The 25,688-nt window shown below is 42.2% G+C and carries 25 protein-coding genes and 1 pseudogene; 9 read left to right on the top strand and 17 right to left on the bottom strand.

What is annotated here, in order from left to right; all coding sequences use genetic code 11:
• Window positions 1-216: 216 nt before the first annotated feature.
• The 4 genes from gapS1 to AC3CID_RS11720 form a co-directional block, all read right to left on the bottom strand.
• On the bottom strand, window positions 217-1,821 hold the full coding sequence (gene gapS1, locus AC3CID_RS11735; protein ID WP_488526583.1) for a GapS1 family protein: 1,605 nt from the start codon (window positions 1,819-1,821) through the stop codon (window positions 217-219).
• A gap of 254 nt (window positions 1,822-2,075) precedes the next feature.
• Entirely contained in the window at window positions 2,076-3,407 is a 1,332-nt protein-coding gene (locus AC3CID_RS11730) for a DUF4062 domain-containing protein (RefSeq protein ID WP_488526582.1), read from the bottom strand.
• 950 nt (window positions 3,408-4,357) lie between these two features.
• Window positions 4,358-5,737, bottom strand: coding sequence for a DEAD/DEAH box helicase (locus AC3CID_RS11725; RefSeq protein WP_488526581.1), 1,380 nt, complete (start codon window positions 5,735-5,737; stop codon window positions 4,358-4,360).
• A complete protein-coding gene (locus AC3CID_RS11720; protein ID WP_488527293.1) occupies window positions 5,731-6,261 on the bottom strand; it encodes a hypothetical protein in 531 nt (176 codons plus the stop codon). The genes AC3CID_RS11725 and AC3CID_RS11720 overlap by 7 nt, the downstream gene beginning before the upstream one ends.
• 103 nt (window positions 6,262-6,364) lie before the next feature.
• Between AC3CID_RS11720 and AC3CID_RS11715 the strand changes: the two genes are divergently transcribed.
• Both AC3CID_RS11715 and AC3CID_RS11710 read left to right on the top strand, forming a co-directional pair.
• The gene (locus AC3CID_RS11715; RefSeq protein WP_017090157.1) at window positions 6,365-6,691 is read left to right on the top strand and encodes a helix-turn-helix domain-containing protein; all 327 of its coding nucleotides are present in this window, start codon (window positions 6,365-6,367) and stop codon (window positions 6,689-6,691) included.
• A 6-nt stretch (window positions 6,692-6,697) separates the two neighbouring features.
• The gene (locus tag AC3CID_RS11710) at window positions 6,698-6,916 is read left to right on the top strand and encodes a hypothetical protein (RefSeq protein WP_488526580.1); all 219 of its coding nucleotides are present in this window, start codon (window positions 6,698-6,700) and stop codon (window positions 6,914-6,916) included.
• Between the two features lie 71 nt (window positions 6,917-6,987).
• Here AC3CID_RS11710 and bcp (AC3CID_RS11705) read toward each other — a convergent pair whose 3' ends face one another.
• From bcp (AC3CID_RS11705) to AC3CID_RS11675, 7 genes and pseudogenes are all read right to left on the bottom strand, one after another.
• Window positions 6,988-7,452, bottom strand: coding sequence for a thioredoxin-dependent thiol peroxidase (gene bcp / locus AC3CID_RS11705; RefSeq protein WP_488526579.1), 465 nt, complete (start codon window positions 7,450-7,452; stop codon window positions 6,988-6,990).
• 114 nt (window positions 7,453-7,566) lie between these two features.
• Entirely contained in the window at window positions 7,567-8,064 is a 498-nt protein-coding gene (locus AC3CID_RS11700; RefSeq protein ID WP_488526578.1) for a bacterioferritin comigratory protein, read from the bottom strand.
• Window positions 8,064-10,259: a site-specific integrase gene (locus tag AC3CID_RS11695; protein WP_488526577.1), complete on the bottom strand. Its 2,196-nt coding sequence runs from the start codon at window positions 10,257-10,259 to the stop codon at window positions 8,064-8,066. The genes AC3CID_RS11700 and AC3CID_RS11695 overlap by 1 nt, the downstream gene beginning before the upstream one ends.
• 14 nt (window positions 10,260-10,273) lie before the next feature.
• Complete coding sequence (locus AC3CID_RS11690) at window positions 10,274-12,601, bottom strand: hypothetical protein (RefSeq protein WP_488526576.1); 2,328 nt, start codon at window positions 12,599-12,601, stop codon at window positions 10,274-10,276.
• Entirely contained in the window at window positions 12,601-14,004 is a 1,404-nt protein-coding gene (locus AC3CID_RS11685) for a tyrosine-type recombinase/integrase (RefSeq protein ID WP_488526575.1), read from the bottom strand. Before AC3CID_RS11685 ends, AC3CID_RS11690 begins: the two co-directional genes overlap by 1 nt.
• Before the next feature lie 91 nt (window positions 14,005-14,095).
• A pseudogene (bcp, locus tag AC3CID_RS11680) lies at window positions 14,096-14,428 on the bottom strand (thioredoxin-dependent thiol peroxidase); the annotation flags it as partial.
• A 12-nt stretch (window positions 14,429-14,440) separates the two neighbouring features.
• Window positions 14,441-14,983, bottom strand: a complete 543-nt coding sequence (locus AC3CID_RS11675; protein WP_017073798.1) for a glycine cleavage system transcriptional repressor — start codon at window positions 14,981-14,983, stop codon at window positions 14,441-14,443.
• A 373-nt stretch (window positions 14,984-15,356) separates the two neighbouring features.
• Here AC3CID_RS11675 and dapA point away from each other — a divergent pair, with 373 nt between their 5' ends.
• Window positions 15,357-16,235 carry a 4-hydroxy-tetrahydrodipicolinate synthase gene (gene dapA, locus AC3CID_RS11670; protein WP_029224892.1) on the top strand — a complete coding sequence of 293 codons (879 nt, stop codon included), beginning with the start codon at window positions 15,357-15,359 and terminating at the stop codon, window positions 16,233-16,235.
• Window positions 16,236-16,284: 49 nt separating this feature from the next.
• A complete protein-coding gene (gene bamC, locus AC3CID_RS11665) occupies window positions 16,285-17,331 on the top strand; it encodes an outer membrane protein assembly factor BamC (protein WP_145564221.1) in 1,047 nt (348 codons plus the stop codon).
• Between the two features lie 155 nt (window positions 17,332-17,486).
• On the opposite strand, the gene AC3CID_RS11660 is transcribed toward bamC, so the two are convergent.
• The 4 genes from AC3CID_RS11660 to AC3CID_RS11645 all read right to left on the bottom strand — a co-directional run bounded on the left by AC3CID_RS11660 (window position 17,487) and on the right by AC3CID_RS11645 (window position 20,005).
• Entirely contained in the window at window positions 17,487-17,696 is a 210-nt protein-coding gene (locus AC3CID_RS11660; RefSeq protein WP_145564223.1) for a DUF2897 family protein, read from the bottom strand.
• Between the two features lie 8 nt (window positions 17,697-17,704).
• A complete protein-coding gene (locus tag AC3CID_RS11655; protein ID WP_488526574.1) occupies window positions 17,705-18,379 on the bottom strand; it encodes a M15 family metallopeptidase in 675 nt (224 codons plus the stop codon).
• A 46-nt stretch (window positions 18,380-18,425) separates the two neighbouring features.
• On the bottom strand, window positions 18,426-19,562 hold the full coding sequence (gene dapE / locus AC3CID_RS11650; RefSeq protein ID WP_488526573.1) for a succinyl-diaminopimelate desuccinylase: 1,137 nt from the start codon (window positions 19,560-19,562) through the stop codon (window positions 18,426-18,428).
• Between the two features lie 95 nt (window positions 19,563-19,657).
• Window positions 19,658-20,005, bottom strand: coding sequence for an ArsC family reductase (locus AC3CID_RS11645; protein ID WP_017096175.1), 348 nt, complete (start codon window positions 20,003-20,005; stop codon window positions 19,658-19,660).
• Window positions 20,006-20,210: 205 nt separating this feature from the next.
• Here AC3CID_RS11645 and AC3CID_RS11640 point away from each other — a divergent pair, with 205 nt between their 5' ends.
• A complete protein-coding gene (locus AC3CID_RS11640; protein ID WP_004734273.1) occupies window positions 20,211-20,498 on the top strand; it encodes a winged helix-turn-helix domain-containing protein in 288 nt (95 codons plus the stop codon).
• A gap of 98 nt (window positions 20,499-20,596) precedes the next feature.
• Here AC3CID_RS11640 and AC3CID_RS11635 read toward each other — a convergent pair whose 3' ends face one another.
• Both AC3CID_RS11635 and AC3CID_RS11630 read right to left on the bottom strand, forming a co-directional pair.
• Window positions 20,597-20,929 (bottom strand): DUF4156 domain-containing protein, encoded by a 333-nt coding sequence (locus AC3CID_RS11635; protein WP_054547623.1) that lies wholly within the window; start codon window positions 20,927-20,929, stop codon window positions 20,597-20,599.
• A 12-nt stretch (window positions 20,930-20,941) separates the two neighbouring features.
• Entirely contained in the window at window positions 20,942-21,286 is a 345-nt protein-coding gene (locus tag AC3CID_RS11630; RefSeq protein ID WP_054547624.1) for a DUF2956 domain-containing protein, read from the bottom strand.
• A 109-nt stretch (window positions 21,287-21,395) separates the two neighbouring features.
• Here AC3CID_RS11630 and AC3CID_RS11625 point away from each other — a divergent pair, with 109 nt between their 5' ends.
• The 4 genes from AC3CID_RS11625 to AC3CID_RS11610 all read left to right on the top strand — a co-directional run bounded on the left by AC3CID_RS11625 (window position 21,396) and on the right by AC3CID_RS11610 (window position 25,533).
• Window positions 21,396-21,857 carry a DUF2919 domain-containing protein gene (locus AC3CID_RS11625; RefSeq protein WP_065205012.1) on the top strand — a complete coding sequence of 154 codons (462 nt, stop codon included), beginning with the start codon at window positions 21,396-21,398 and terminating at the stop codon, window positions 21,855-21,857.
• Between the two features lie 65 nt (window positions 21,858-21,922).
• Entirely contained in the window at window positions 21,923-22,846 is a 924-nt protein-coding gene (locus AC3CID_RS11620; protein ID WP_488526572.1) for a Dyp-type peroxidase, read from the top strand.
• 122 nt (window positions 22,847-22,968) lie between these two features.
• Window positions 22,969-24,102 carry a flagellin gene (locus AC3CID_RS11615; protein ID WP_473575988.1) on the top strand — a complete coding sequence of 378 codons (1,134 nt, stop codon included), beginning with the start codon at window positions 22,969-22,971 and terminating at the stop codon, window positions 24,100-24,102.
• Between the two features lie 297 nt (window positions 24,103-24,399).
• Complete coding sequence (locus AC3CID_RS11610; protein WP_237290330.1) at window positions 24,400-25,533, top strand: flagellin; 1,134 nt, start codon at window positions 24,400-24,402, stop codon at window positions 25,531-25,533.
• Window positions 25,534-25,688 lie beyond the last annotated feature (155 nt).

Here is a 25,688-nt window from a genome sequence, read left to right as displayed (position 1 = left end):
TTTTGGACAGAAGAGAGCTAGACTTTGCCCTTTCCTTTGCCGATATAGGATTAGTAAAACTAAGTCTATTATCCAGTAGCAAAACGCAAGACCTGTCACCGTTAGTAAAAATGGACGTTCAGTACATAACTTGTAGTGGAGCTGGATAGCGCATCATCTAGAAACGGATGGTTAGCTGATGCCTAATCACTAATTGATGCTAACTCAAAAAAATAACTATACTAGCTCTTTGACTATTCTAAGTTGCTGTAAAAACTCTGGAGCTTTCACTAAGCCTTCGTTCCAATACTGCCGAGACTTTGACATTTTATCAGCAAGCTCAGAAGTTAAGTATTCAAAGTTTTCTACAAGCCTATCGCTGCCAATGGGAGATTTTTTCTCTGATGCTAGCTTCTCTGCATATGCTTGAATGTGCTGACGCATTTCAAATTTTGCGGTTTCTGGAGCTTCTTCTTCGCCGGCACAAAAGTCCAAAAACTCACTTATTTCGGTTTCAGTCTCATTACAAAGCGCAAGTATTCCCTCAAGATCAGCAATACAACAGAAGTGGACGTTTTTCAAAGGTATCCTACCAGCAACAGCTTCATCTATTCTTTGTCTATACTCATCCCCTAAATAAGAGGCTAGTTTAGCACCGTTACCAAGGTAGAAGTCTTGGTGAGTCACTATGAGGGCATATCTGTTATTAAAGTCAGCAAGATCATCAAAACCAACACCACTTAACTTATCTGCACACTCACCTGCTTGTTTTATACCTTTCAGATGAGTATCCCTTAACTTGTCCTTAATAATGTTGCTCTGGTCAGTCACAAGTATTTTTTGGTTTGGTTCTACACCCTTTGCATCAATAAATATCGAAGTTCCGTTTCGTTGATGTAAGAAGTCGACAACCTTACCTTGAATTTTGTTATTTCTATAAACTGCCTTCAGTTGCTCTTCTCTTGTCGTTTCAAATCCATATTCATCAAAAACATATGCTAAATAGTTTTCAAACTCTTTAGTAAACTTGTCTCGAAAACCTCTCGAATCAGCAGTTTTAAGCGTTCTGAGCACAAATTCGCTCAATCCGATACTTGCAACGTATGGATGAGCGGTTGATATACCCTCAGGTAGAATAAGTATTGGTTTCTCAAGCAATAGTGGTTCAGAAAAGTACTCTTCCACTCTTACACCTCCATCACCTCTAGTTTCTCCTCTTCGGATTTTCATCAATTGTTGCAACTGTTCAAAGTTTGCTCCAACTAAACTGAGGTATTGTTTTATTACGGCCACTGGATATGCAGGTGAGAGCTTGGGCAAGAACTCTTTGTACTTAATGACAGGCTTTTTTGACCTGTAAAATATAGAAAAGAAAAACACCGACAAAACAAAAAAGTCTTCCAACTCAATACCTGTCTGAACTTTGAAGCTATCTCGAAAAGAGCGACTTGCACCTTCATTACACATGATCGAGAACAACCTGACCAAAAAATAGTTGTGCACTATCTGGTTACTTTGAAATCTGAGTTGTGTTAGAAAAAACGCTCTTAGAGACAACCAAACATTATCCTCATCAGCAAAGTTGGTAGCTTTTCCTTGTAACGCCCAAATTTTATTCAATATATTCCAAACATCTTTTTCAGTCGCAGGAATAGCGCCTTGGTTGGGTTCTAGCTCTAATGCCCACTCAAGCATTAAGCAGACAGTCCAAGGTCGACCTATTGCTTTAGGCTCACCAGGATAAACGGTATGTAGTCGAGTCAATAAATGTTGCACGACTGACTCTTTTGTATAGCGTTTTATAGAGTTTCTTATCTTCTGAGTATCTGTGCTAAATGACATCAAATTATCCCCGTGATATGAATATACTGTATTCTCAGCTTTTAAGAGCCTCCAACTTGATAGACACTCTTCAATTCTAAGCCCCCACTATCAAGCGATGGGACATAAACGATTTAGACCTATAGCTCTAAATTGCTTATACAAGATTAGCAAAAGTGTCTTGAAGCCTTAAATGCTTCGTGACGGCGTCATGTGGAATGAAAACACAGCTAGAAATTAGCTATTGACGCCATAGTCGTTTGTTATAGCTCTTGTTATTTAATGTGAAAATCCATTACTTTGATATCTTCTTGAGCATATTCTTCACATATAACATTTACTTTAAGCTCTCCACTTGCGAGTGCTAAAGGCGCAATAAGATATTCGTCATCAAATGTCATGGTTCTAGTATGTAACAAACTCTCTATTTTGATAGTTACCTTGTTCCCATCAAGTCTTGTCCACCAAGAACGATTTATTGCACTTAGATGCGACAAGCTGCCCACATTAGGTGCTAACGAGTAATTTCCTAGAATATTATTGAAATTATCCACGCCTAGCATCGCAGCATGTAAGGAAGCTAATGAAGCAAGCTTCTCTTTTTCATATTGAACCTCTGCTTCGACTAATGGGTTTTCGGGAATTGGATTCTCAGGTTCAACAAAAGACTCACTTTGGTCATATACAGCTACAGTGTCAGGAAAAACAATTTCTACATAGACATTTTGAGCTTTACACGTGCCAATATTAGACACCTCAATAACCAACGGAGTAGAGTAATTCTGTAGTTTATGATAGCGATTATTTGAAATATTGTACTCCATCAGCTGTGATTCTGATGGTAATGAGTTGTTAAATTTATCAACTGCCGCATCATCTAAATACTTAGTCAAGTGGCGAGGTATATCACCCGAGTTTAGTTTTCTTGGTAATACTTTAGGCTCAAGGTCGTGATAATCTCGACTTACTGACGGAGATGCTACATTTACTTCAATTTTAGGAATCTTCGGAGATATTTTAGACTCAAGTTCAACAATTTTTTCTCGTAAAGCTCGATTTTCTTTGCTTAAGCTCGTTAACTCTTTTGATAAATCTTCTTCAACACCCAGTTTATCGCCTCTAACCCAGCCAACTCCGGGTTTCTGCATGATTTGCTTCATCAGTGAAATCGAAACACTCTTAATCAATTCATCTTTTGTTTCCCAGAACTGAGCCATTTTGGAGTTATCAAGGACTGTAGAGCGAAATGCATTAATATCACTTAGGTCATCATCTCGCCTACTTTTAGGTAGGGATACATCATCACTCATGACAAATGCTAAAACTGGAATTTTCTTTTCCAAAGCATACTCATATTCTTTTTGAGTGAAACTAATTCCATCAGACGTTTTTGAACCGTATCGTAAGCCGAGAATGAGTACATAGTAATCACTAACGTCAATAGTTCTTCTAATGATTTCCCACTGCTCTTCATCCTCAGCACTAAACATTTCCATACCAATAGGTATGTGATACATCTCCAATACCGCTTTAATAATACTTTCGCGTTCTTCCTCTAAGTCTTTGTAGGTAGAACTGATAAAAACCTGATATTTTGTCGAATCCACAAAAACTCCTAAACTAAAAATTAGCTCTTTGAGCTATAACACTTATTCGCCGACAATTTGTCGTCTTTTGTCCTGAATAATGCAGCCTTTTTCATATTGACTCAACTAATAATCAATAAGTTATGCCACATCAAAGGAGGCTAGGCTGCAAAATGTGACCTAATCAAGGAGGCTGATTATCAACTCACCGGATAAGTTTAAGTCGGGCAAGCTAATGTTAACGGGATGTGGATAGGTAAAAGTCTAACGCGTAAAGGGGTAAAAGTGTGTTTCCTAGCGCCGTCAACATAATGATCTGCCCTCTAGTGTGTTAATTAGAAGCACGTGTAACCCTTCTTACAGAAAGCAAGATTCTAGGTGGTTTTAACTTCACGTCGCAACCTGCGCATCGCAACTTGCGATGTGAGTGGCCACTTAAGAGGTATCAGCGTAAAGAATAAGATATTATTCTTTAAATCAACGACTTAAGATTAATTTGTTATGGCGTTACTGATAAGTTATCCTTCGACTGAGAGGGGGCGTATAAAAAAGCTCTCCAGAATAGAGAGCTTTGATAGGTTATCGGTAGTATTGTTTTTGGCGCTTCGAGTTATGCTTCCAACTTTTTGCTAGGCCATACACATACGATGGGTAGTCGTCCCATGGGTTAGCTAATGCTCTTCCTCGTGCAGCGCGCAGCTTAACTGGGTAACCTCTACACTCAATCTTATGAAGAAAGTAATAGCTCTTTTCCTGCTTAGTAGAAAAGTGCTTGTGAGTTCCACTGCGAACGCTGGGATAAAGATCCGAAAGATATTGGCGCTGGTATTTTATACGGTTCCGGTACTGCTGTTTTAGCTTTTTTATTTACCCTCCAGGTTTGTATTACCTAGAAAGGGTCCTCTGCAAAGTAATTCATGCAGGCCTTCCCAATGTGCCTTTAGTGAAATTGTAGTCTATGGTTTTTTCAACTACATGGAAGAGAAAGCCGAGATCACCCTCTGCTTAAATGCACCAAGTCGAAGCTCATCAGACATCCCTAATGTTCCATAGAGAGCATTTGAACGGTCTGTACTGCTTTCCCAAGATACTGTTGTTATCCCGCTGTTTTGGGACTCAAGCGGAGGCGCGATACCTAAGCTATTTCCTCGACCAGAGAACTCTGTTTCGATAGGTTTCCTCATACTTACATAGAGACGAGACTCAGGAATATCCTGTTCAATCCTTTCAGAAAACTCAATCAGGCTTTGCTCTGCAAAAGTGAATAACCACGCTTGTTGGTTTATTGTATTATTCACACGAAGTATTCGTCCGAGCACCTGCCTGAAATACAATTCAGTTTTGACTGAACTCATATGGCAACATACTTGAAGGCGCGGAATATCAGTACCCTCACTGATCATACCTACACTAACAATCCATTGTGCGTCGCTTTGTCGATAACGCTCTATTTCTACTAGCGGTTCTTCATGTCGATAAGTGACGATAGAAACGGTTTGCCCAAACTTTTGAGACAGCACCTCTTTGATTGTTTGCGCATGTTGAACCGACGCTGCAACAATCAGCCCACCGGCATTGGGTGATCTGAGACGTACTTTTTCTAGCTGCTCACATCCTAAACCGAGTAGATATTCCATCGCCTCTTGGTTGTGAATAACACTCTGGTAGGATGCTTTTGTCTGTTTAAGCATCTCTAATATTGATGAAAAGGATTCGACTTTTCCGCTACTACTAACAGACAAGTGTTCATTATCAACCAAGACGATTTTGGGCGTTCTACAAACACCATCAGCTATAGCTTGTTTAAGAGTGTATTGGTAATCGACAAGAAGCTGTCCGTCTGGGTCGCTGTACTCACCCATCACAATGGGTAAAGAGTCTGAACGCCATGGTGTACCTGAAAGTGCGAGGGTAAAAGTAGCAAGTCCTTGAATCTTAGAGAGAACTTGCTGTCCCCAAATGTTCGCATTTTCAACCTCAGAGCCAGAGCAATGGTGTATTTCATCAAAGACAACAAAGACCCTGTGATTCCGTAATGTTTGCCAAAATTCGTCATTGAGGAATTGGATAGATTGGTATGTTAAAGATTGCCCGACAGATCCCATGCCGCCATTAAACGTACACTTAAGTATTGACGAAAAGGTTCTTTTTATACCATCAGAAACCGTCAACGATGGTGAGAAGCACAATACAAGATCTACCATGTCACTTTGTAACAACCTTGACGCAATATTAGCGGCAAGTACTGTCTTACCTGCTCCAGGTGTCGCTTGGCAAAAGAAATGGGAGCAGTTGGATTGATATTTTTCCAACGCTCTGTCAGAGCATTCACTTTGCCACTCCCTTAACACGGTTCACTTCCTTCATAGAGAGTACTAAGAACCTTTGTTAAAACATTCACTTTACCGAGCAATAAAGCGGCGCGCTCTTTAGCCTCTTGATGCAAAGGGGCTAGTTTATTTTCTAGCTCAGGAAATCGAGATACGATCGATTGATATTCGTCAATCTCCCCAAGTACGATCTCAAGTTCACCCTTATATTCATTACGTTCATTGCTCAAAATGGAATAGTTTTGAGTGGGTACTTTAGGGTTTATATCCGCTTGGTTGTTCGTGGTTACATTGTTATGTAACTCTTTAAATTGTTCCGTTTGAAAGTAGCGCTTTTTTCGACCTGAGCCCTCACTTCGCAACCAAATTTTCTTTTCAAAGTGAAAAATTGCTCGGTACACCTTTTTGCGAGCTTCAGCAGAATTGGAGTCCACATTATCAAGGGATAGCCACAAATCTCTCGCTTCTAGCACGGTGAATCCATCTAACCCATTTTCTATCAATAACTTGTGCATGACCGCATTAATTCTTCGAGCCCGTTTCATTTCCAAAATTACACCAACCAAAAACTAAGGATTGCTTAGTATACAGAAATCAGTAAAACTAAGAAAATCTTAGTTACCTTGAGATCAGAGACATGAACTATAAGTGTCATTTACTAACCCAATCCCTGAGCGCCTTAAAGAAGCGCGCAAAAAAGCGAAACTCTCCCAAAAAGCTTTGGGAGTGCGTATAGGTATGGATGAAAGCTCCGCAAGTCCGAGAATGAATCAATACGAAAAGGGAAAACATACACCGGATATCAGTACGTTAAAGTCAATTGCAGATGAACTTGGTGTGCCTTTGAGTTACTTCTTTTGTGAAGATGATAGGTCTGCTGAGCTAGTCTGTTTAATCGCAAAAATGAACGAAGAAGAAAAAGAACTATTAATCAGTCAGGCAAAAGAGTCTCTTCATAACTTTAAACGGGGGTAGGTATACATGAGTGATATTTTGAGTTCTGTCCACCAAACAATAATTAGTTTGCATGCGAGTGGAGCTGTTGATGGCACTACGCTCAAAGAGTTTGGTACTCTCTGCTCAGTTGATCTGGAAGAGTCAGCTTGCCCTGAAGAGCTGAAATCTTGTAGTAAAGGGGCTGTTTCCTTGCCGATTGAGGAGTTGGGAGTTGAAGAGGTTTATCTGCCTTTTGATACATGATACGGCAAGAGTTTCTGAATAGGAGCCAGTGGAAAATATACTGGCTCAATGGGTAATTTAGAGTATCAATATTAATTGTTGTCGAGGTAATCTAGAACAACTTCATGATGGTCTTTGGTTTTGAACTTATTAAATACATGCTCAAGATTCCCAGATTCATCGATAAGGAAGCTTGTACGAACCACGCCCATATTCTCACGTCCCATGAACTTCTTAAGTTGCCAAACACCGTACTTTTCACAAACTTCGTGCTCTTCATCGGCTAGCAATGTGAAGTTGAGCTCTTGTTTGTTTATGAAATTAGTCAGTTTCTTGGGTGTGTCAGGGCTTAAACCAAGTACAACAACGTTGTGGGCATCTAGCTCTGCTTTGGTATCGCGTAACCCTTGAGCCTGAACAGTACAGCCTGGCGTTGAAGCGCGAGGGTAGAAGTAGAGTAGTACTTTTTTTCCTTTCAGTTCAGAGAGGGTTACTGGGTTGTTGTCTTGGTCGTTTAATGTGAAATCTGGAGCGATTTGTCCTGCTTCGATAGCCATGGGTTATCCTTACTTTCTTTAATTTACTCTGAATCGAGCTTTGTTATTATTTCAGTGTGTAGTTTTATCTATGCTTGGTGGTGTTGTCTAGTAGTAACTCTAAACTAGGTTTAGTTACTTTCTGAAGTTGCCTTCAACGATATTATCGGGCCTAGTGTTAACGACTTTATCCATGGCTTTCTCGCGCTCTGAAGCAGGAAGCATTTCCATTAGTTCTTGAACTACTTTTACATGAATGGCAGCTTGAGTAGCCAACGCTTCTTTATGGCTTTGAGCTTCATCGTAATATTCTTTTTTCTTCTTGTTGGCTTGTGTTCGTTCACCTTTGAGCGCCTTTATTTCTTTTTGAAGCACCTCAATAGGGGAGTCTGTATTCTTATCTTGAGCAACTTGTACTTCTAATGATTTGTTTTTTATCATCAGAACGACATCGTTATGCCTTCTGAGTGCACCAGCAGAAAGCCCAGCTTCTTTTTCAATGCTACTGTTGTTGATTTTGAGTTTGCCTTTTCGCGCCTTATTACGCAGCTCTCTCGATGTTAACTTTGCTACATCACCGCTCAGCATCCTTTCTAACGCGTCAATTAGCTTCTTTTTTGTTGTCTGTGACATTATGAAACAACTCCGAATGGGATGAGTAATTCTCTAACTTCATTAGGGAAAACAACCGGCTCATAGTCGATACCTAAATCACCCATAATACGTTCAGCCGCTTGAATTTTAATGTAAAATTCAGAGGCCGTTTGAGGGGTGAGTTCATTATTTTCAATATCGTAAAGCATGTGAATTTCAGCTTCTTTACGCTTTGCTTCGGCAAAAACGGCATCCACGATGTAGTCATTCTTGCAATCTACACATTCTATTAGGTTAACAAGCGTTCTTAATCCACAAGTGGTCGAAGTGCAATATATCCCAGGCGCAACCGCATGAAGGTGTCGGTTTTGATTTCGAATTTGCTTTTTCCAATAATTAAGAGAAAGCATGTCATTATCTATCTTGTCTTTGAATAAATTACGGTTGGTTTTGGTCATGCTTTTAGCAAACTCTTTGCCTTTACCGCCTGCAACTCTCTCCTTGTTTGCCAATTTATCATATATGCTTAAGTAGACACGGGCTTTCTGGTCGATTCGTTCTTCATCAATTTCATTCGCAAGTGTCTTTTTCTTTTGTCTGATTTTTTGAAATTTACTGGCATTTTTTGCGTAGTGCCGCGTCATTGCCATAGATACATGACTAAATTGCTGTTTGAGTTGCGGGTAGTTACAAAGCTCATAACCAATTAAGTAGTAAGCAAAAGAGCGGCGAAGTTGGTGTGGGGTAAACTCGTAATTGCTACCCAATTCAAACGACAAATTGGGGTCAGATACTTTCAGGTCAACAATGTCTTCATTGGTTAGCGTAAGCTCTTTACCCATTACGCCTTTAAACCAAGCTTGAGAGTGCTCTCCTATTGCTTTTTTTCTTATTTCACTGAAATCCTCTTTTATTTTATGGAAGAAGGATTGTGAGCTAGGGTGCCTTTTTCTAAGTGGTGTATGCAGCGCTTGAAGGGCTTCATAAGCTTTCATACCAACCTCGGTGGTAACAAACTCATCTTGTTTTGATTGAGAGCCTTTGGTGGTTTTTGATAAGTCGGCATGGATAACATATATATTTTGGCGTTCGATTATTTCTTCGGTACAGCCCTGAGCGGTGTTCAGGGCATACATCTCATCGCCTCTCATCCCTGTTCGAGCCATTAATCCCCACAAGCAGCCACCATTAAGTGTTTTAAAAAGCGCTAGAGCCCCTCTTAGGTTGGTGATTGTCCATTGCCCAATCGTTAGCTCACGTTCGGTGTGGAAGCTATCAATGTAGCTGTGGTGAATCTCTGGTTTATGGTGGTGAAGAAGCGTCAATATTTCTTCTTCATTTGGAGAATTCAGCGCACTGAAGGCTTGTTGAAAAGCAATGGTACGCTGTTTGTTTTCTTTTGTCGTCTTGGCTAAATACCATTTAATACCACCGTTTTTTTGTCTAGCTTCACCACTGACCAGATACTTAGCATAACCTACATAGGCTTTTTCAAAATAGGTGGTAATGTAATCTGCTAATTGCCCTAGTTTATGACGAAAAGCGTAAGCTTTATTTATCATCTCTTCTGACTTTTGAAGCCCCACACAGTAGAGCCTTTGTGGAATGACGGTATGTTGTTTTGCTTCTTTAAGAGCTAAACCAAAATCTGAGGCGTTAAGTTTTTTATTTAGGTTAACCTCAAATGGCAAACCTTTGGCTTCCACGTAAAGGCGATTTAACCCGACGTAAATTGGTACTCTTTCGAAGTCAATATCGGTCAAGACTGTTAGTGCCCAAGTTTCGAGGCGGTCAAAGTTTAACGCAGACAGCGTGTTAAGCCCCTCATTTAAAAGCGGGTTGATGACTTTTTTTAGGTCATTTAACGCATCATAAAGAGTGGCAAAGGAATGGTCATGAGGTGAAAGCCACATCATTTTAAGAAGGAGAGCTTTAAGCTCGTTTTTTAGGTTGCGCTCGATCACTCTACCATCGTTCGTAAAGTCTAGTGCTTGTTTTTTCTTTGCTTGCGGGTCAATATAAGGTTGTAGGTTTCTCCAGGCTTCATCATCACCAATTTTACCTAGTGATTCACCTGTTACTGTAAAGCCTATCTCAAGGGCTTCGAGTTCTTCCCAATCGCCGCGCTCAATCGCTGGCTTTAATACATCTATTAAGTAATTGGCATGAACGCCAACATTTTGTTGTGCTTTAAGAAGCTTGTTTTGGATCTCTAGGTCAAAGAGTTTTATCATGTGAGCCTCTGTAACTATAGGGATAGAACCGCATGGTCGATGGACACTCGTGGGTGACGACCTTGGGTATGAAATTTGTTCATGGCTGCATCGAATACATCGTTACTTGCCCCATCGAGCGTAAACTCAAACTGCTCGACTTTTTCTAGAGCCTCTCCTTTCGAATCAGGGAACATATCAAGCCCCTCCTTCAACACATCGATGTATGAAATAAGCTTATAAATGGCGTCAACCTCATCTACCGCTTTGGCAGATTGGCACTTGTGACACATATCAAACTCGGCGCAAGGCAAGTCTACGCCTAGCGCATAGTTCGTTTCACGTTGTGTATTCTTACCATCGATAATGACTTGCTTACCATTGCAGGCGATTCCATTGGGGTTAGTTTTACGCTTTTTCTCACCTTCCTCGTATGTCAGTATAGGAATACCACGTCTTCTAGCCACAGCGTCTTTTGCTTGCTCTAAGTTATTGTCAAAGAGATTTTCGATGACCTCTATACCCTGAGAGAGAATGACTTTATTGAGGGATGGAAGCCCGTTGATGTAACTTCTCTCTATTGTTTCTTGTTTGTTTTGCAGCAAGCTTTGAACGGTTTGAATTCCACCCTCGGCATAAGCTTGGTTGCTGTTCATTTCTCGCCAGCGACTTGATTGAAGAGATAAATAGTAATGGTTGGTTTCAACAGACCATCTTGTCATTAGACTTGCTGAAATAGGGTTGATGCCTTCCCAATCTGAAGGAGTATTTTGGGAGGTTTTTGTTAAAAGCAGCCGTTCGTATTTCTTAGGCTGTTTGTCTGCTTTTTCTGTCGTATATTGCTCAATATCTTTGATTAGCGCTAAATCAGAAGCAGGGACTTTGAAGCATTCATGTTCGCCATTTCTATAGTAAAAAGAAACGGTAACGTTGCCATCACTATCTTTTTCTGAGTAGGTTAGTGGAAGTAAAATTCCTTTGAGCGGTAAGTCTGTGTAACAAGATAAAATGCAGTAGGCACAGGTGCTCGCCCCCTGTCCTGCTATACTTTTGGAAGTTGCCTGCACTTCCTTCTGAACAACATTGCGACCTAAGTGATTCACGACCTTCTTTAATGAGATGCACTGTTGGTTTCGATAGGCGTAAAACAACTCTTTAAACCAAGGCAGGCTACCAGCCCGATAAGGCGATAACAGGTGCAGTTGGTTAACGAGTTGTTTATTTAACTCTGACAAATTAAAGCTACCATCGACGTCTGAATGATTATTGAGGGTAAAAAGTAACTCATAGCCATCTTCATCACTGCCGTAGAGTGTGGACAGGCGCTTTAACAACGTTATAAACTTCACGCCATCGCGCTTATCAACGTCAAACGACTCACCCACTAACAGAGCATCGACTTCACTGTTGGCGCGAGGCTTATGGCTTGAGACTTTGACTACTTGCAGGCTCTTATCACGCTCTTCTGTATGAAAATGAATTGGGTGGGCAATGTTTCGAATGTTGCTGTCGTTCAATGATGTGAAAAAACACATTAAATGATAGGCAGCGCCCATCGTTAGGTTAAAGGCAGAGCGAGCATTAACCTTGGTGCCACTTTTATCTCGACCTCCCCGTTGAGTTTCCAATGATGTGGGGATGTGAACTGTTTCCTCATGCAAACCAAGTCTAATGATAAGAGGCAGTGTTTCTGGTAAAGGGGTATGGCTTTCTTTAGTCGCAATGAGCTGTGGCGCAAGAGTGAAAAATAATGTCTCTAATCGTGTGACCAGAAACTTTTCTTCTTCATCTGAGTACCCCTGAAACGGCGTTTTTTCTCCAGTAAACACTCGGTGGTGTCTCGCCCAATCTGAAATAGGCAAACCGCACCATTCAAGGGCAGTACGAAGAGTTGAAAGCATTCCTGAAGCGGTTGATTCTTTAATCCCTAACTCATCACCGTGATTATATTCCCATAGGCGTTTTGAAGGGGTAAACATCTTGATACGATGCCTTAACTCGCCATCGTTGCCAGCATACTTCAAATAGCCGTTTTCGTTGAATGGATTAACATTTATTGCATCACAAAAAGCCAGATAGCTGCGCAAGTTTATGTAGCTTGCTGTGACGCTTCGTGCTGAATTGCCATTGCTGACATATTGATTAGCCTTTTTGCAAAAAGACCTGATAAATACGGCTCGACTGTTTATCTTTTCGTTTTCTTCGCTGCTCCCTAAATGCAATAGGTGAGAAACATCGAACTGCCGTACTTGGTTTGATTTATTATCTTGATAAGGAATCTCAAAATTCAAAGGAACAACATTTTGATTGTTTCGTAGATGCTTGACGGTTTTGGACTGTTTTGCGATTTTGCTTTTTGCCATTACGACCAACCTCCGTTTATTTTGCGGTTTTTGGCTTTAGCCGTGTTGATTTGGTCGTCTAGCTTATTCATGTACTGAATGTACTTTTCGGTGGTCGATGTGCTGGCGTGTCCCATCAATTCCGCTAATTCACCCATAAGGTAGTCATAGCTAACATTTCGCTCTTCTGACTCTTCCCAAAGCCAGTGAGTAGCAAAGGTAGAACGTAAATCATGAATTCGGTAATACCAAGAAGAGTCCACTTCGCGAATCTGCTTTCTTAGGTTTGAAAAGTGCGTTTCTAATGTATTGGCTGAGTAAGGCACACCTTTGTTTGAGAGAAATAGGTACTCAACGGTATCCAATTCGTTGCCTGCCTCAATAAGCTCATTGCGCTTGTTTAGGTTTTTAAAATGCGCGTGACTTTCTTTGTGTATCTCTAGCTCTTCGTACAGTTCGATGGGGATATCTACGGTACGCGCCTTACTGCCTTTAGTGTGGGTAATTGCGACTGGTACAGTTTCCAAGTCACTGTAGTCAGCGTTTCCGATATCGTGAGCTGGGAAGTGAATTGCTTCATCTATTCTAAGTCCTGCTTCGACACATAGGCGAAAGATGAGTTTTGTCGTCTTTGGGAGTGACGTTATATGTCCATTAAATAAGACTTTGTGCTCGGGATGCATGGGCTTGAGCTTTTTGTGAGTAGGCGTATTTTGTTTTTTAGGGAACATCCTCATGATATTGGAAGTTTCATATGTACGCCGAGAGCCAGCTTTTGTATGAGCCAGCATATCGTGTTGGTTTAACTCTTGATGCACTGTTTCTGTGGTGTAGTGGGTAACGATATTTTCATTGTTATTTTTGATGTAGCCGTTTTTTTGCATCCACTTATAGAATCCAATTACCACGCCCATATAGGTGCGAGCGGTAGATAAACTAAAAGCCTCGCTGCCACTAGAGCCTTCAATATCATTGCAGTTCGCAAGCAGGAATTCAGCAAATCGCCAGGGAGCACCTTCTTCTTCGTACTTCGATAGGGTTTTATACGTTAGGTATTCACATGGTACTTCATGACCATCTTCATCAACTTGAGAGTGGTGAGTCGAATCCAAATAACGAGTGAAAGCTAGCAAACCTTTTGCGATTGAACCTGTGTCTTTTACAGCCGCTTCACCACGCAATTTAGATACTAGATAAAGTGACTGTGGATAAACCACTCTACCGTCAGGGGCAACGATGATATCGGTATTCTTTATGCGTGATTTTAGATTGGAAGGAGATAGAGCGGGAGAGTATGTTACTTCCCCTGATTCAGTATCGGTATTTGTAGAGATTCTCAGCTTTGCTAATGTATCGACTTCGACAGAAAGAAGTCGGTAGTCATCATAAACATCAGAACATTTTTCTTTGTACGTTTCTATCACAAAACAATCCTCGATATGCTACCCACATATCAAAGATAGATTTGTCATAAAAATATATCAAGGTTTTCTGTCATTCTTTTTTTCTAAGGGTGAATTTTTTCTCACCCCAAACCCCAAACTGTTCAGCAACGCTGTGGTCTTCATCAGATAGCAGTGTGAAGTTCAGAGATTTCTTCTCAACGAAGTTTGGTAGGCGTTTTACTGGATCAACACTTACACCCAAAACGACAACGTTGAGATCGTCAAGTTGTGCCTTGATATCACGCAGGCCTTCAGCTTGTACAATACAACCAGGGGTCATTGCTTTTGGGTAAAAGTAGAAAAGTACCTTTTTACCTTTGAAGTCACCAAGAGATACTATATTGCCATCTTGATCGGGAAGAGAAAAAGCAGGTGCTGGAACACCAGCTGTCAGCGTATTCATGACATTTCCTTTTTAAAGACTGTTTTTAATAAAATTGAGCGAGCCTTGGACTGATAGGCTCTGACACAGCGAATTGAATTCTTCTTGTAGCTGCATCAAGTTACATTCTGATTGCACAGAAGCGGTAATAGAGATATGGAATTGGTCGTTATCGAGCTGAACCTTGGACTTATTGATGGTTTGTGCGCTCAGTGAGTTGAGGCCGATGTTACGGTCGGCAAAGAACTGAGTGAACTGTTCGGTAAGGCCGATTTTATCGTCTGACTCAACGAATACCTCTGCAGTGTAGGAGTTCTCAATAACATCATGAGTTGAGGTTCGCTTCATTATTGTAATCAAGTCGTGCTCTTGGCCAAGCAAGGGCAGAGTTGTTTCAACGCGGGTGATGTTGTTTGCCTTTCCAGACAGCAGCATGATAAGCGTAAATTCTTCGCCAAATAGGGCGATACGGCTATCAATAATGTTACAGCCTGATTGGGTGACTAAATGTACCACTTGGTTACAAACACCTGGGCGATCAGTGCCCACAGCTGTGATTACTAGATGTTGAGTCATAAAATCACGTCTCTATATATTCCATTGATGCATGCATGTTAGCACAGTTAGAACGAGGAATAAGCGTGTGGACGGGGCTTTTTATGAGGCGCTTTGCTTCTAATGCGCCGTAAATGATAGGAATATCTAGAGCGTGAAAAACAAGAAATTGAAGAGAGGGCACAGCTTACTTGCTACTGACATCTAGCAATGCGGTATCCGCTAGATTGAACGCAGGTTACCCAAATTTTAGGTCGAACGCTGTTATAAGTCGTTTTACCTCAAACATACGACAATATTTAATGCAGATGTTGCCAGTAAGCCACTTTAATGTCTTGTGTTTATTGATTGGCTTACAGTAACATGCAAAAAGAATAAATTAAGGGAGATAGACATGTTTTCAGGAAGTATCGTTGCGCTAGTTACGCCATTTAATACAGATGGTGAAGTGGATTTCGACAGCCTTAAAAAGCTAGTTGAGTACCATGTTGCTGCAGGTAGTGATGGTCTGGTTGCGGTTGGCACAACTGGTGAGTCTTCAACACTCACTATTGAAGAGCATGTCAAAGTCGTCAATAAGATCGTTGAATTTGCAGATGGTCGTATCCCTGTAATCGCAGGTACTGGCGCGAACGCAACTCACGAGTCAGTGTTATTCAGCCGTTTATTAAATGGTTCTGGTATTGCTGGTTGCTTAAGCGTAACGCCTTACTACAACAAGCCGACTCAAGAAGGCTTGTACCAACACTACAAAGCAATTGCTGAAGTAAGCGACGTTCCACAGATTCTATATAATGTACCGGGTCGTACTGCTGTTGACTTGTTACCAGAAACAGTTGCTCGCCTTGCTAAGATTGAAAACATCGTTGCACTGAAAGATGCGACGGGTGATCTCGACAGAATTGCAATTCACCGTGAACTTTGTGGCGAAGATTTTATCTTACTAAGTGGTGATGACTTAACAGGCCTAGAATTTGTTAAGCGTGGTGGCGATGGTGTGATATCTGTAACGAACAATGTTGCAGCCGCTGATATGGCGACCATGTTCAAGCTAGCGAAAGAAGGTAAGTTTGAAGAAGCTGAAGCGATCAATGAGCGCTTGATGCCTCTACATAAGAACTTGTTCGTTGAGTCTAACCCTATTCCCGTAAAGTGGGCGGTTCACAAAATGGGTCTGATTGCTGAAGGTGGCTTACGTCTACCGCTGACTGAATTGTCAGAACCAGCTCGACCTGTTGTTGCTCAAGCAATGACTGAAGCGTGCATTTACTAAAAACGTATGAAGTGATGCCGAAGCGAACCTTCGGCATTTAGGAGTGTAAATGAAGTATTCTCACCAGCTAGTGATTGGATCACTGGCTGTTTTCGTTCTTACAGCATGTTCTGGCAGCCCGACTCAACGTCGCCAAGCCAAAGATGATTTCGAATACTTAGAAACACCTGAGTTTTCACAATGGCAATTGCCTGAAGATGCTCAACCTCAGTTTTACCCAAACTTTGATATCCCAAGTGGTGAGTTTAGCGGTGGTACAGGTCGTGAAGTGGATATTCGTCCACCTCAGCAGGTTCTTGAACTGATCCCTGGGGCTCGTGCTGAGCGTCAAAATGGTGAAGTGACTCTGTGGCTCCTTCGTGCAGAAGAAGCCGACCGAGTGTGGCAAACTGCTGTAGATATGTTGGCTCAGCGTGGTATTGGCATTCGTGAGCAATCAGAGAATGATATTGAGACCGACTGGGTTACTTGGGTTTCTGAAGACGAAGAAGTAGAGATTGGCAGCCGTTATTCTCTCTCTCGTTTCCAAGCGAACAACCGCCATGGTTTCAAAATTAACCTTATTGATTGGCGTGAAGGTTCTGAAGAGAAACCAGTATCGGCAACCAATAAAGAGCGTTACAACGCGTTCCTAACTAACTTAGTCATGGCCAAGTACGATGAGAACCTTCGTGCTGAAGCGGCGTTGAAAGCGCAAGAATTGGTGAAACGCATTCCAATTTCAATGGGTGCGGACCGCAGTGGCTTCCCTGTGATCATTGCTCGTACACCATACAATGTATTGTGGCAGCGTCTGCCTACCTTGTTACCGACGATGGGCTTCGAGCTTGAAGAGCGTAATCAATCTCAAGGTACAGTGAAAGCTAAGTATGCAGCGCCAGATGATGAGTTCTGGGAACAAATTGGCTTACAGCCTATTGATTTAGCGCCAGGTACTTACACCTTCTTGTTTGGTGACCTTGGCAACCGTACGTCTATTAACGTAACGGATGCATCAGGTAAACCAGTAGAAGAAGCGTTATTGAAATCAATGGTACCGGTATTAGCACACGTTGCTGACCAAACTAAAAATGACGAAGAAGCGAAAGCTGAGTAAGCACGGCAGAATAAATTACAGAGCTGCGTTAAATCAGCTCTGTAATTAGCAAAGTAAATAAAAAAGAGGACACAATGTGTCCTCTTTTTTTTTGTATTTGTTTATTAATCAGATGGCTATTAGCAAACTAGGCGAGCTCATAAAAAGTAACAAGACTAAATGTCTTTGTTGTTCGTAGATTCTTCTTTTTGATCTTTCTCTTGGTTTATTTTGTCCAAGCGATTGAGCTTATCTAGGTCTTTCTCTCGTTTACTACGACCTGTCAGATCCATATTCGCGGTTTGTTTGAGAGCGGCAATGTTACCCACCACAACACTAACCACTATGATGATGATAACCCAAGGGTTTGTAAGCCACTCCAACATAAGCGCTCCTAATGACTGATATTCGCTACGAAGCGCGCGTAGATCTCGTCTAGCTGCTCCACAATAATCTCATATCCTAATATTGGCTTAGATTGGAGTTGCTTGCCAAGTAAAGTGGGAGATAACTGTGATAAACACGACTGTGAAACTTTACGGTGGCTAATATGCCACGGTTCTATTGCAACACCACCAAGGTCTTGGCTGTACGGAAAGAAGAACCCAAATTGCGAAGCATGAACAGATAGCCATTGGTAAAACGCCTGCTGGTGGCCAGTAAGGTATTCCCATGGTTCTAATTGAAGCTGTGTGCCTTCAGGTAAGTGATTACGAGCAAAGACATCAAAGTCACAACCCCAATGGTGACGACTCGCCCCAGGAAGCGCAGACCACCTTAAGATAGCCGACAACTTTTGATGTTCACTGAGTCTTGAAGCATCAAGTGGCTGGCTTTCTGAGTCTAATATCGGTGCTTCACCAGAAAACTTACGGTTCCAAATCAGAGATTGCCTTTCATAGTCGCGAAAGCCACTGGCAATCTCCATTTTAAACCCAGCGACTTGAGCAGCTTCAATCAAACTGTTTAGGTCATCTTTAACATCACTGTGAACCAGAAATGTCTTGGTACCTATGAGGTTAGGTTCCAGATGAGAATCGGATTGTCCGGTAAGCTGCTCTGGTGTCATAACGCGTCTCTCAATAATTAGATACTATGAATCGCTGATGAAAGAACTATTTAGCGAACAGATTCACTAATGTTCTCTCATACATGTCGGTTAGTTTCTCTAAGTCAGCCACTTTCACGCATTCGTTAACCTTGTGAATGGTGGCATTCACAGGGCCGAGTTCGACGACTTGTCCTTTCATGCGTGCAATAAAGCGTCCGTCAGATGTACCACCTGTGGTCAGTAAGGCTGGTTTTACGTTGTTAATGTGACCAACGGCATCAACAATAGCATCAAGCAGTGAGCCTGCGTCTGTTAAGAACGGGTCGCCATTGAATGTCCATTTTAGGTCATATTCGAAATCGTACTTGTCGAGTATTGCTGTGATTCGTTCAACGATAATATCGTTATTTAGTTCTGTGCTAAAACGCAGGTTAAATTGAACATTAAACTCACCAGGAATTACATTCGAAGCTCCGGTTCCTGCACTTACATTTGGGATCTGGAAGCTCGTCGGCGGGAAGTAGTCATTACCTTTATCCCACTCAGTCGTTGCCAACTCATTGATTGCAAGCAGAGAGCTATGAATTGGGTTGTTTGCTAGATGAGGGTAAGCAACGTGGCCTTGTGTGCCTTTAATCGTTAGATCGCCAGTGATAGAACCACGACGGCCGTTCTTCACAACATCACCCACATACTCAGTGCTTGATGGTTCACCAACAATACACATGTCGATGTTCTCACCACGAGCCATCAATGCTTCAACAACACGTACCGTACCGTTGATGAAAGGGCCTTCTTCATCAGAAGTAATAAGGAAACCAATCGAGCCTGTGTGGTCAGGGTGTTTTGCAATGAACTGTTCAACAGCAACAACCATTGAAGCCAGAGAACCTTTCATGTCTGCTGCGCCGCGCCCGTGTAAGAAACCATCGACGATCGTCGGTTCGAATGGCTTGGTATCCCAAAGCTCAACAGGGCCTGCTGGCACGACGTCAGTGTGTCCAGCAAAAGCAAACAGAGGAGCTTCTGTACCACGACGAGCCCAAAAGTTAGTCGTATCTTCAAATACCATCACTTCGATTTCAAAGCCGAGTGCTTTTAAGCGTTCAATCATCAGGTCTTGGCAACCGGCATCTTCAGGTGTTACTGATTGGCGGCTAATGAGGTCTTTTGCCAGAGCCAAAGTTGGGCTATCTGTCATCCTTGAATTCCTTGTTTAAATAAAACGTCTAGTCATTAATTTTTAGGACGCTGATTCCGAGAACAACGTCCAGTTGTCTATCTAAATACAGTGCTCTAAGCAAAAATAGCGGCGTATTGGTCGGCTTTAAATCCGATATGAAGCTTGCCGTCTACTTTTAGTATCGGTCGCTTAATCATTGCTGGTTGCTCAACAAGCAGAGTCACGGCTTTGTCTTCCGTTAATGTATCTTTCTGTTCTTGTGAAAGTTGGCGATAAGTTGTACCACGTTTGTTCAATACAAGTTCCCAGCCAAATTCTGAACAGAAGGTCGTAACCAACTCTTCAGTGATGCCTTGTTTGCGATAATCGTGAAATTCGAACTTGATCCCTTCAGCTTCGAGCCATTTCTTTGCTTTTTTAATGGTGTCGCAGTTCGGAATGCCAAACATAGTGATAGTCATTGTTCTTCCTTTGGGTGATTTTATTTCGTTGTTATGAGTTGAATCCTATCAGGAAGCTGCAATTCAGACAAAATAGAGTGAGGAATATTTCATAGAGTGAAAAAAAACAGTAAGAAAATGTCACTATTGGAGACTTATTGATCAACCTCAACATGTTGTCAGCGAAAAAAGAAATAATTGAGTTGCACATATATAGGAGGTGTCAATGGAGTTGAGTCCTGTTTTTGCAAGGCGGCTATATTTAGCATTGTTAGTGGAAAGCCTTGATAGGCCAAATGTGCCTAAACTCATCGAAAAAACGGGTTGGCCTCGTCGTACTATTCAAGATGTACTCAAGGCGTTACCGGGGATCGGTATCGAACTTATGTTTGTTCAAGATGGGCGACGTCATAATGATGGCTATTACCAGTTATCCGACTGGGGTCCATTTGACAGTCAATGGGTTATCCAACGTAAAGGCGATATAGCAACAAGCCTTGGATTTAGTGCATAAGCCAGCGAAAGCTGGCTTTCTTTTTTGCAGTAGAAGTAGAAATCGAAGTGGTAGCATCTTGCTCATTTGAGCACCGAGCTACCTAATTATGTTTCTCCCTAATTACACAGATAGGCAGTGCCCAACATAGTCACGGAAGTGGAAAAGTCTTGGGGGAGTGTAAATATCACGGTATCTGCACCTAGCTCAATCGTATTTGACTTGAGCTCATTCATGGCGCCCTGAATCAAGGTGTCGTTTGGGTAAAACAGGTAACTATACCAATGGCCCTCGCTGCCAGTGACTTCCCCTTTATACTCGCACTGCGCAATATTGATAAGGCCGTGGAAATCCATTTGCACGTTGTCAGCTTCGCTATGAGGCATTGATGTCGGTGTCGTGCAACCAAGTAGCACGCTACTCATAGCCAAAGCGATTAATTCCTTTTTCATACGCTTATCCTGTTATTTCATCAAATAAATCGCGAAGCCTATCCAGCTTGCGAACAATAACAACCACGGCAATTTACTGGCGTGATTTGATGTTGTTTCTTTGTTCGATTCGACATTCTGTTCTTGGTCTTGGTTCGCTTGCAGAGTCTGCTTCTCTTTCTGTACGCGTTTTTTAGCTTTATCGGCTTGGCGGCCACGTTCTTTCTGCTGCTTTTTATAGAGTGCGATGCCTTTCTCGATACCTTGAGCAATCAACTTGGTTTGTTCTTTGGTTTGAGCTGGCTTTTGTGTCGCTTTGGCTATCTTCAGTGCTTCTTGTTGTGATTCAACAGATGGTGTATTAGTTTTCTTTTTCATACTGAGTTCGATAATTAAAACGGATTAACCAATAAGATAACGCAAACCTAGTTAAGTATGAATGATTTGCGTTAAAGTGTTGGTTTGAAAATAAGTGAAAGTGAGATTTGTGCGGTACTCCATAGAACAATACGACAAGCACGGCTTTTTAAAAGCCCCAATCCTATTATGGTTAGGTTGGCTATTTCTGGCGAAAGCTTTGGTCGTTTTCATTGTTGCAGGTGCAAGCCGAGAGTCGGGCACTGATATCCTCGAAATCATCTATCCAGATCATCAAATGTTTTATGTTGGGATTGCATTGAGTATTCCGATCTTGTTACTCATGTGGTTGTTTGGACTCAGAACACCAGAGAGAAAGCGCCTCAATAAAGTCGTATCTTGGGGGCGTTGGGTCACCATGGTGGCTATCTTGGCACAGGGGTCTCATACCATTTATTTAATCTATCTGGATAATGGATGGTTCCGTTGGTCAAATGGCATCACCCTGTTATTGCTCCTATGGTTAGCGCTTTTTCTAACCAATAGTCATGCCGCTAGGGATTGCTTTAAAGTGGTTGAGCTCGAAGACTGATTCTCATCAAAACATTTGTCCTATTCACAATTATACTTAGAAGCTAAAACTGGAAGGAATAATCTATGCTTAATGTCTCAAATGAGCAGCCTAACGTTCAAAGTGCTATCTTGCCAGAAGCAGGGCCTTTCGCTCTTTACGTTCAACTAAAAGTGAATGCTAACGCTGCTAACGTATTAGCGGAAATTCAAAAGATTCCTGCGCTAATCGAAGAACTCAACCAAACTCAACCCGATGCGAACTTAACGGCGTCAGTTGCGTTCTCAAAGGCTTTTTGGGATAAGTTCGAGCAAGCTGCTCCGTCTGACCTCATTGATTTCCCTGCGCTTGGGGAAGGTGATGTCACTGCACCGAGCACATTGTCTGATGTTCTGATTCACTGTCATTCAAATCGACACGATCTGCACTTTTTCATCCTACGTAAATTGCTATCTGAAATAGCTGCGGACGTTGAAGTAGTTGATGAAACCTACGGTTACCGCTTCCTAGATTCACGTGACATGACCGACTTCGTTGATGGCACTGAAAACCCGAAAGACGCACAGCGCGCTGAAGTAGCGATTGTGCCTGAAGGTGAATTTGCGGGTGGTAGCTATGTGATGGTGCAACGTTTTGTGCATAACCTGCCTGCTTGGAATCGATTGAATGTATCGGCACAAGAGAAAGTCGTTGGTCGTACTAAGCCCGATTCAATTGAATTAGACGATGTTCCTGCGGCGTCTCACGTTGGTCGTGTGGATATCAAAGAAGAAGGCAAGGGCCTGAAAATTGTTCGTCACAGCCTGCCTTACGGCACAGCAACGGGCGACCACGGCTTATTGTTCATTGCTTACTGTAACGTTCGTCATAATTTTGATGCGATGCTAGAGAGTATGTACGGCGTGACAGATGGTAAAACAGACCAACTGCTTCGTTTTACTAAAGCGGTGACAGGCGCTTATTACTTTGCCCCGTCGACTGACATGTTGAGTGCATTAACGGTTAAGTAAATCGTCTCAAAAAGAATAAACAAAGGGAGCCCTCAGGGCTCCTTTTTTATTAAAGCTTTAGATGAATTGGTCGATATAAGAGCAATCGTGAGTTTTATTCATCTTTTTGTAAGTGAAGGTCTATGGCTATAACTGTTAATACAAATGTCTCAGCGCTAGTGGCTCAGAGAAACCTCTCTAATGCTAATAGCATGCTGAATCAATCTTTGGAGCGCTTAGCTTCAGGGAGCCGTATTAATAGTGCAAAAGACGATGCGGCTGGCTTACAAATTTCGAATCGATTAGAAGCGCAGATGAGCGGCATTGATGTCGCGGTTCGAAACGCTAACGATGGAATCTCCATTATGCAGACTGCAGAAGGAGCGATGAATGAAACCACCAATATCATGCAACGCATGCGAGATTTGTCGCTGCAGGCGAGTAATGGTTCGAATAGCCAGTCTGAAAGGACAGCGATTCAAGAAGAAGTGACAGCTCTAAATGATGAGTTGAATCGAATTGCTGAAACGACTTCATTTGGCGGTAAAAAACTTCTTAACGGTAGTTTTGGTAGTTCGTCATTTCAAATCGGTGGCAGTTCTGGTGAAGCGGTGCAGATAGGTTTGAAAAACATGCGCACCGATGACATCAATATGGGTGGTTTTAGCTATGTCGCCAATGGCATGGCAAGTGACTCGTGGGCAGTCAAATCCAACCAGAATGATATGACGATGTCGTTTACCGACCGTTTTGGTCAGCCACAAGAGATCACCATCAAGGCGAAAGCGGGCGATGATATCGAAGAGTTGGCGACCTATATTAATGGTCAAACAGATCAGGTCTCGGCTTCAGTTAATGATGAAGGGCAGCTTCAGATCTATATGTCTGGTGAAGATACTGCGGGCACGATCTCTTTTTCAGGTTCGTTAGCCAGTGAGCTTTCGATGTCTGCGGGTTATTACGAATCAGTCGATGACATCAATGTGACCGATGTGGGTGGCGCGCAGCGTGCAGTTTCTATTTTAGATACGGCGATGAAGTACGTGGATAGTCATCGCTCCGAACTCGGCGCAATGCAAAACCGCTTTGATCATGCGATTAATAATCTCGAAAATGTTCATGAGAACTTGGCGACATCCAACAGCCGAATCAAAGATACCGATTACGCCAAAGAGACCACTCAAATGCTCAAGCAGCAAATATTGCAGCAAGTGAGCACCACAATACTGGCTCAAGCAAAGCAAGCGCCGAATCTTGCTTTAACCTTGCTCGGTTAATAAATTACCTCAAATCTTATAAAGGTAGTTCAGCTTAACTAAAGCCCTTTGGTTAATAAAAATACAACTTCTCGCTCGACTGACATCTCGACAACTTTAGCGCTTTTCTCATCTTTTTTTGATAATTTTACGGCCAGTCACGCTTTCTTCTTCTTTATCGCTATTTCTTTAATTTTGTTGTTTTTTTCCTAAAGGTTTCAGCATTCACGCCGTTATTAATAGTAACTTAGAGATAACTACTTGGTTTTCCGAGACGTCGGAAACCGCTATACCGGAAAATCAATTGGAGAAGTCACCATGGCAGTGAATGTAAATACCAACGTTTCAGCGATGACAGCACAACGTTACCTAAACAACGCAAACAGCGCACAACAAACATCAATGGAGCGTCTAGCTTCAGGCTCTAAAATCAACAGCGCGAAAGATGACGCTGCGGGCCTACAAATCTCGAACCGTTTGAACGTTCAGAGTCGTGGTCTTGATGTTGCTGTACGTAACGCGAACGACGGTATCTCTATTGCACAAACTGCTGAAGGTGCAATGAACGAGACAACAAACATCCTGCAACGTATGCGTGATTTGTCTCTACAATCTTCAAACGGCTCAAACTCAAAATCTGAGCGTGTAGCGATTCAAGAAGAAGTAACAGCTCTGAACGACGAACTGAACCGTATCGCGGAAACCACGTCTTTTGGTGGCAACAAGCTGCTTAACGGTACTCACGGCACTAAATCATTCCAAATCGGTGCGGACAACGGTGAAGCGGTAATGCTTCAACTGAAAGACATGCGCTCTGATAACGCTCAGATGGGTGGTAAAAGCTACCAAACTGAGAACGCGAAAGATAAAGACTGGAATGTTCAAGCTGGCGCAAACGACCTAAAAATGTCGTTCACTGATAACTTCGGTCAAGCACAAGAAATCGATGTGTCTGCGAAAGCGGGCGATGACATCGAAGAGCTAGCAACGTACATCAACGGTCAACAAGATTCTGTTAAAGCGTCTGTAACTGAAGACGGCAACCTACAAATGTTTACTGGCAACAACAAAGTTGAAGGCGAAGTGGCATTCTCAGGTAGCCTTGCTGGCGAACTAGGCATGCAATCTGGCAAAGAAGTAACGGTTGATACTATCGACGTAACATCAGTTGGCGGCGCGCAAGAATCTGTTGCAGTTATCGATGCGGCACTTAAGTATGTAGATAGCCACCGTGCTGAACTGGGTGCTTTCCAAAACCGTTTCGACCACGCTATCAGCAACTTAGACAACATTAACGAGAACGTTAACGCATCTAAGAGCCGTATTAAAGATACCGATTTCGCGAAAGAAACGACTCAGATGACTAAGTCTCAGATCCTTTCTCAAGCTTCAAGCTCGATCCTTGCTCAAGCGAAGCAAGCTCCGAACTCGGCACTTAGCCTACTAGGTTAATCGATTGAAAGGCCACGTTGCCAAGTTGGTTATAAGCGCTGTTGATCATAAGCGTTAACGTTAGGCTTCCACAAATTAGCTCGTGGTGAGAGATGAGCGCTAAACAAACCCAGCTTCGGCTGGGTTTTTTATTGTCTGCTATTTGGCGAAGGTGT

It is taken from the genome of Vibrio sp. QJM3NY_21 (assembly GCF_057785975.1).
This window is presented reverse-complemented; position numbering and strand designations above follow the sequence as displayed.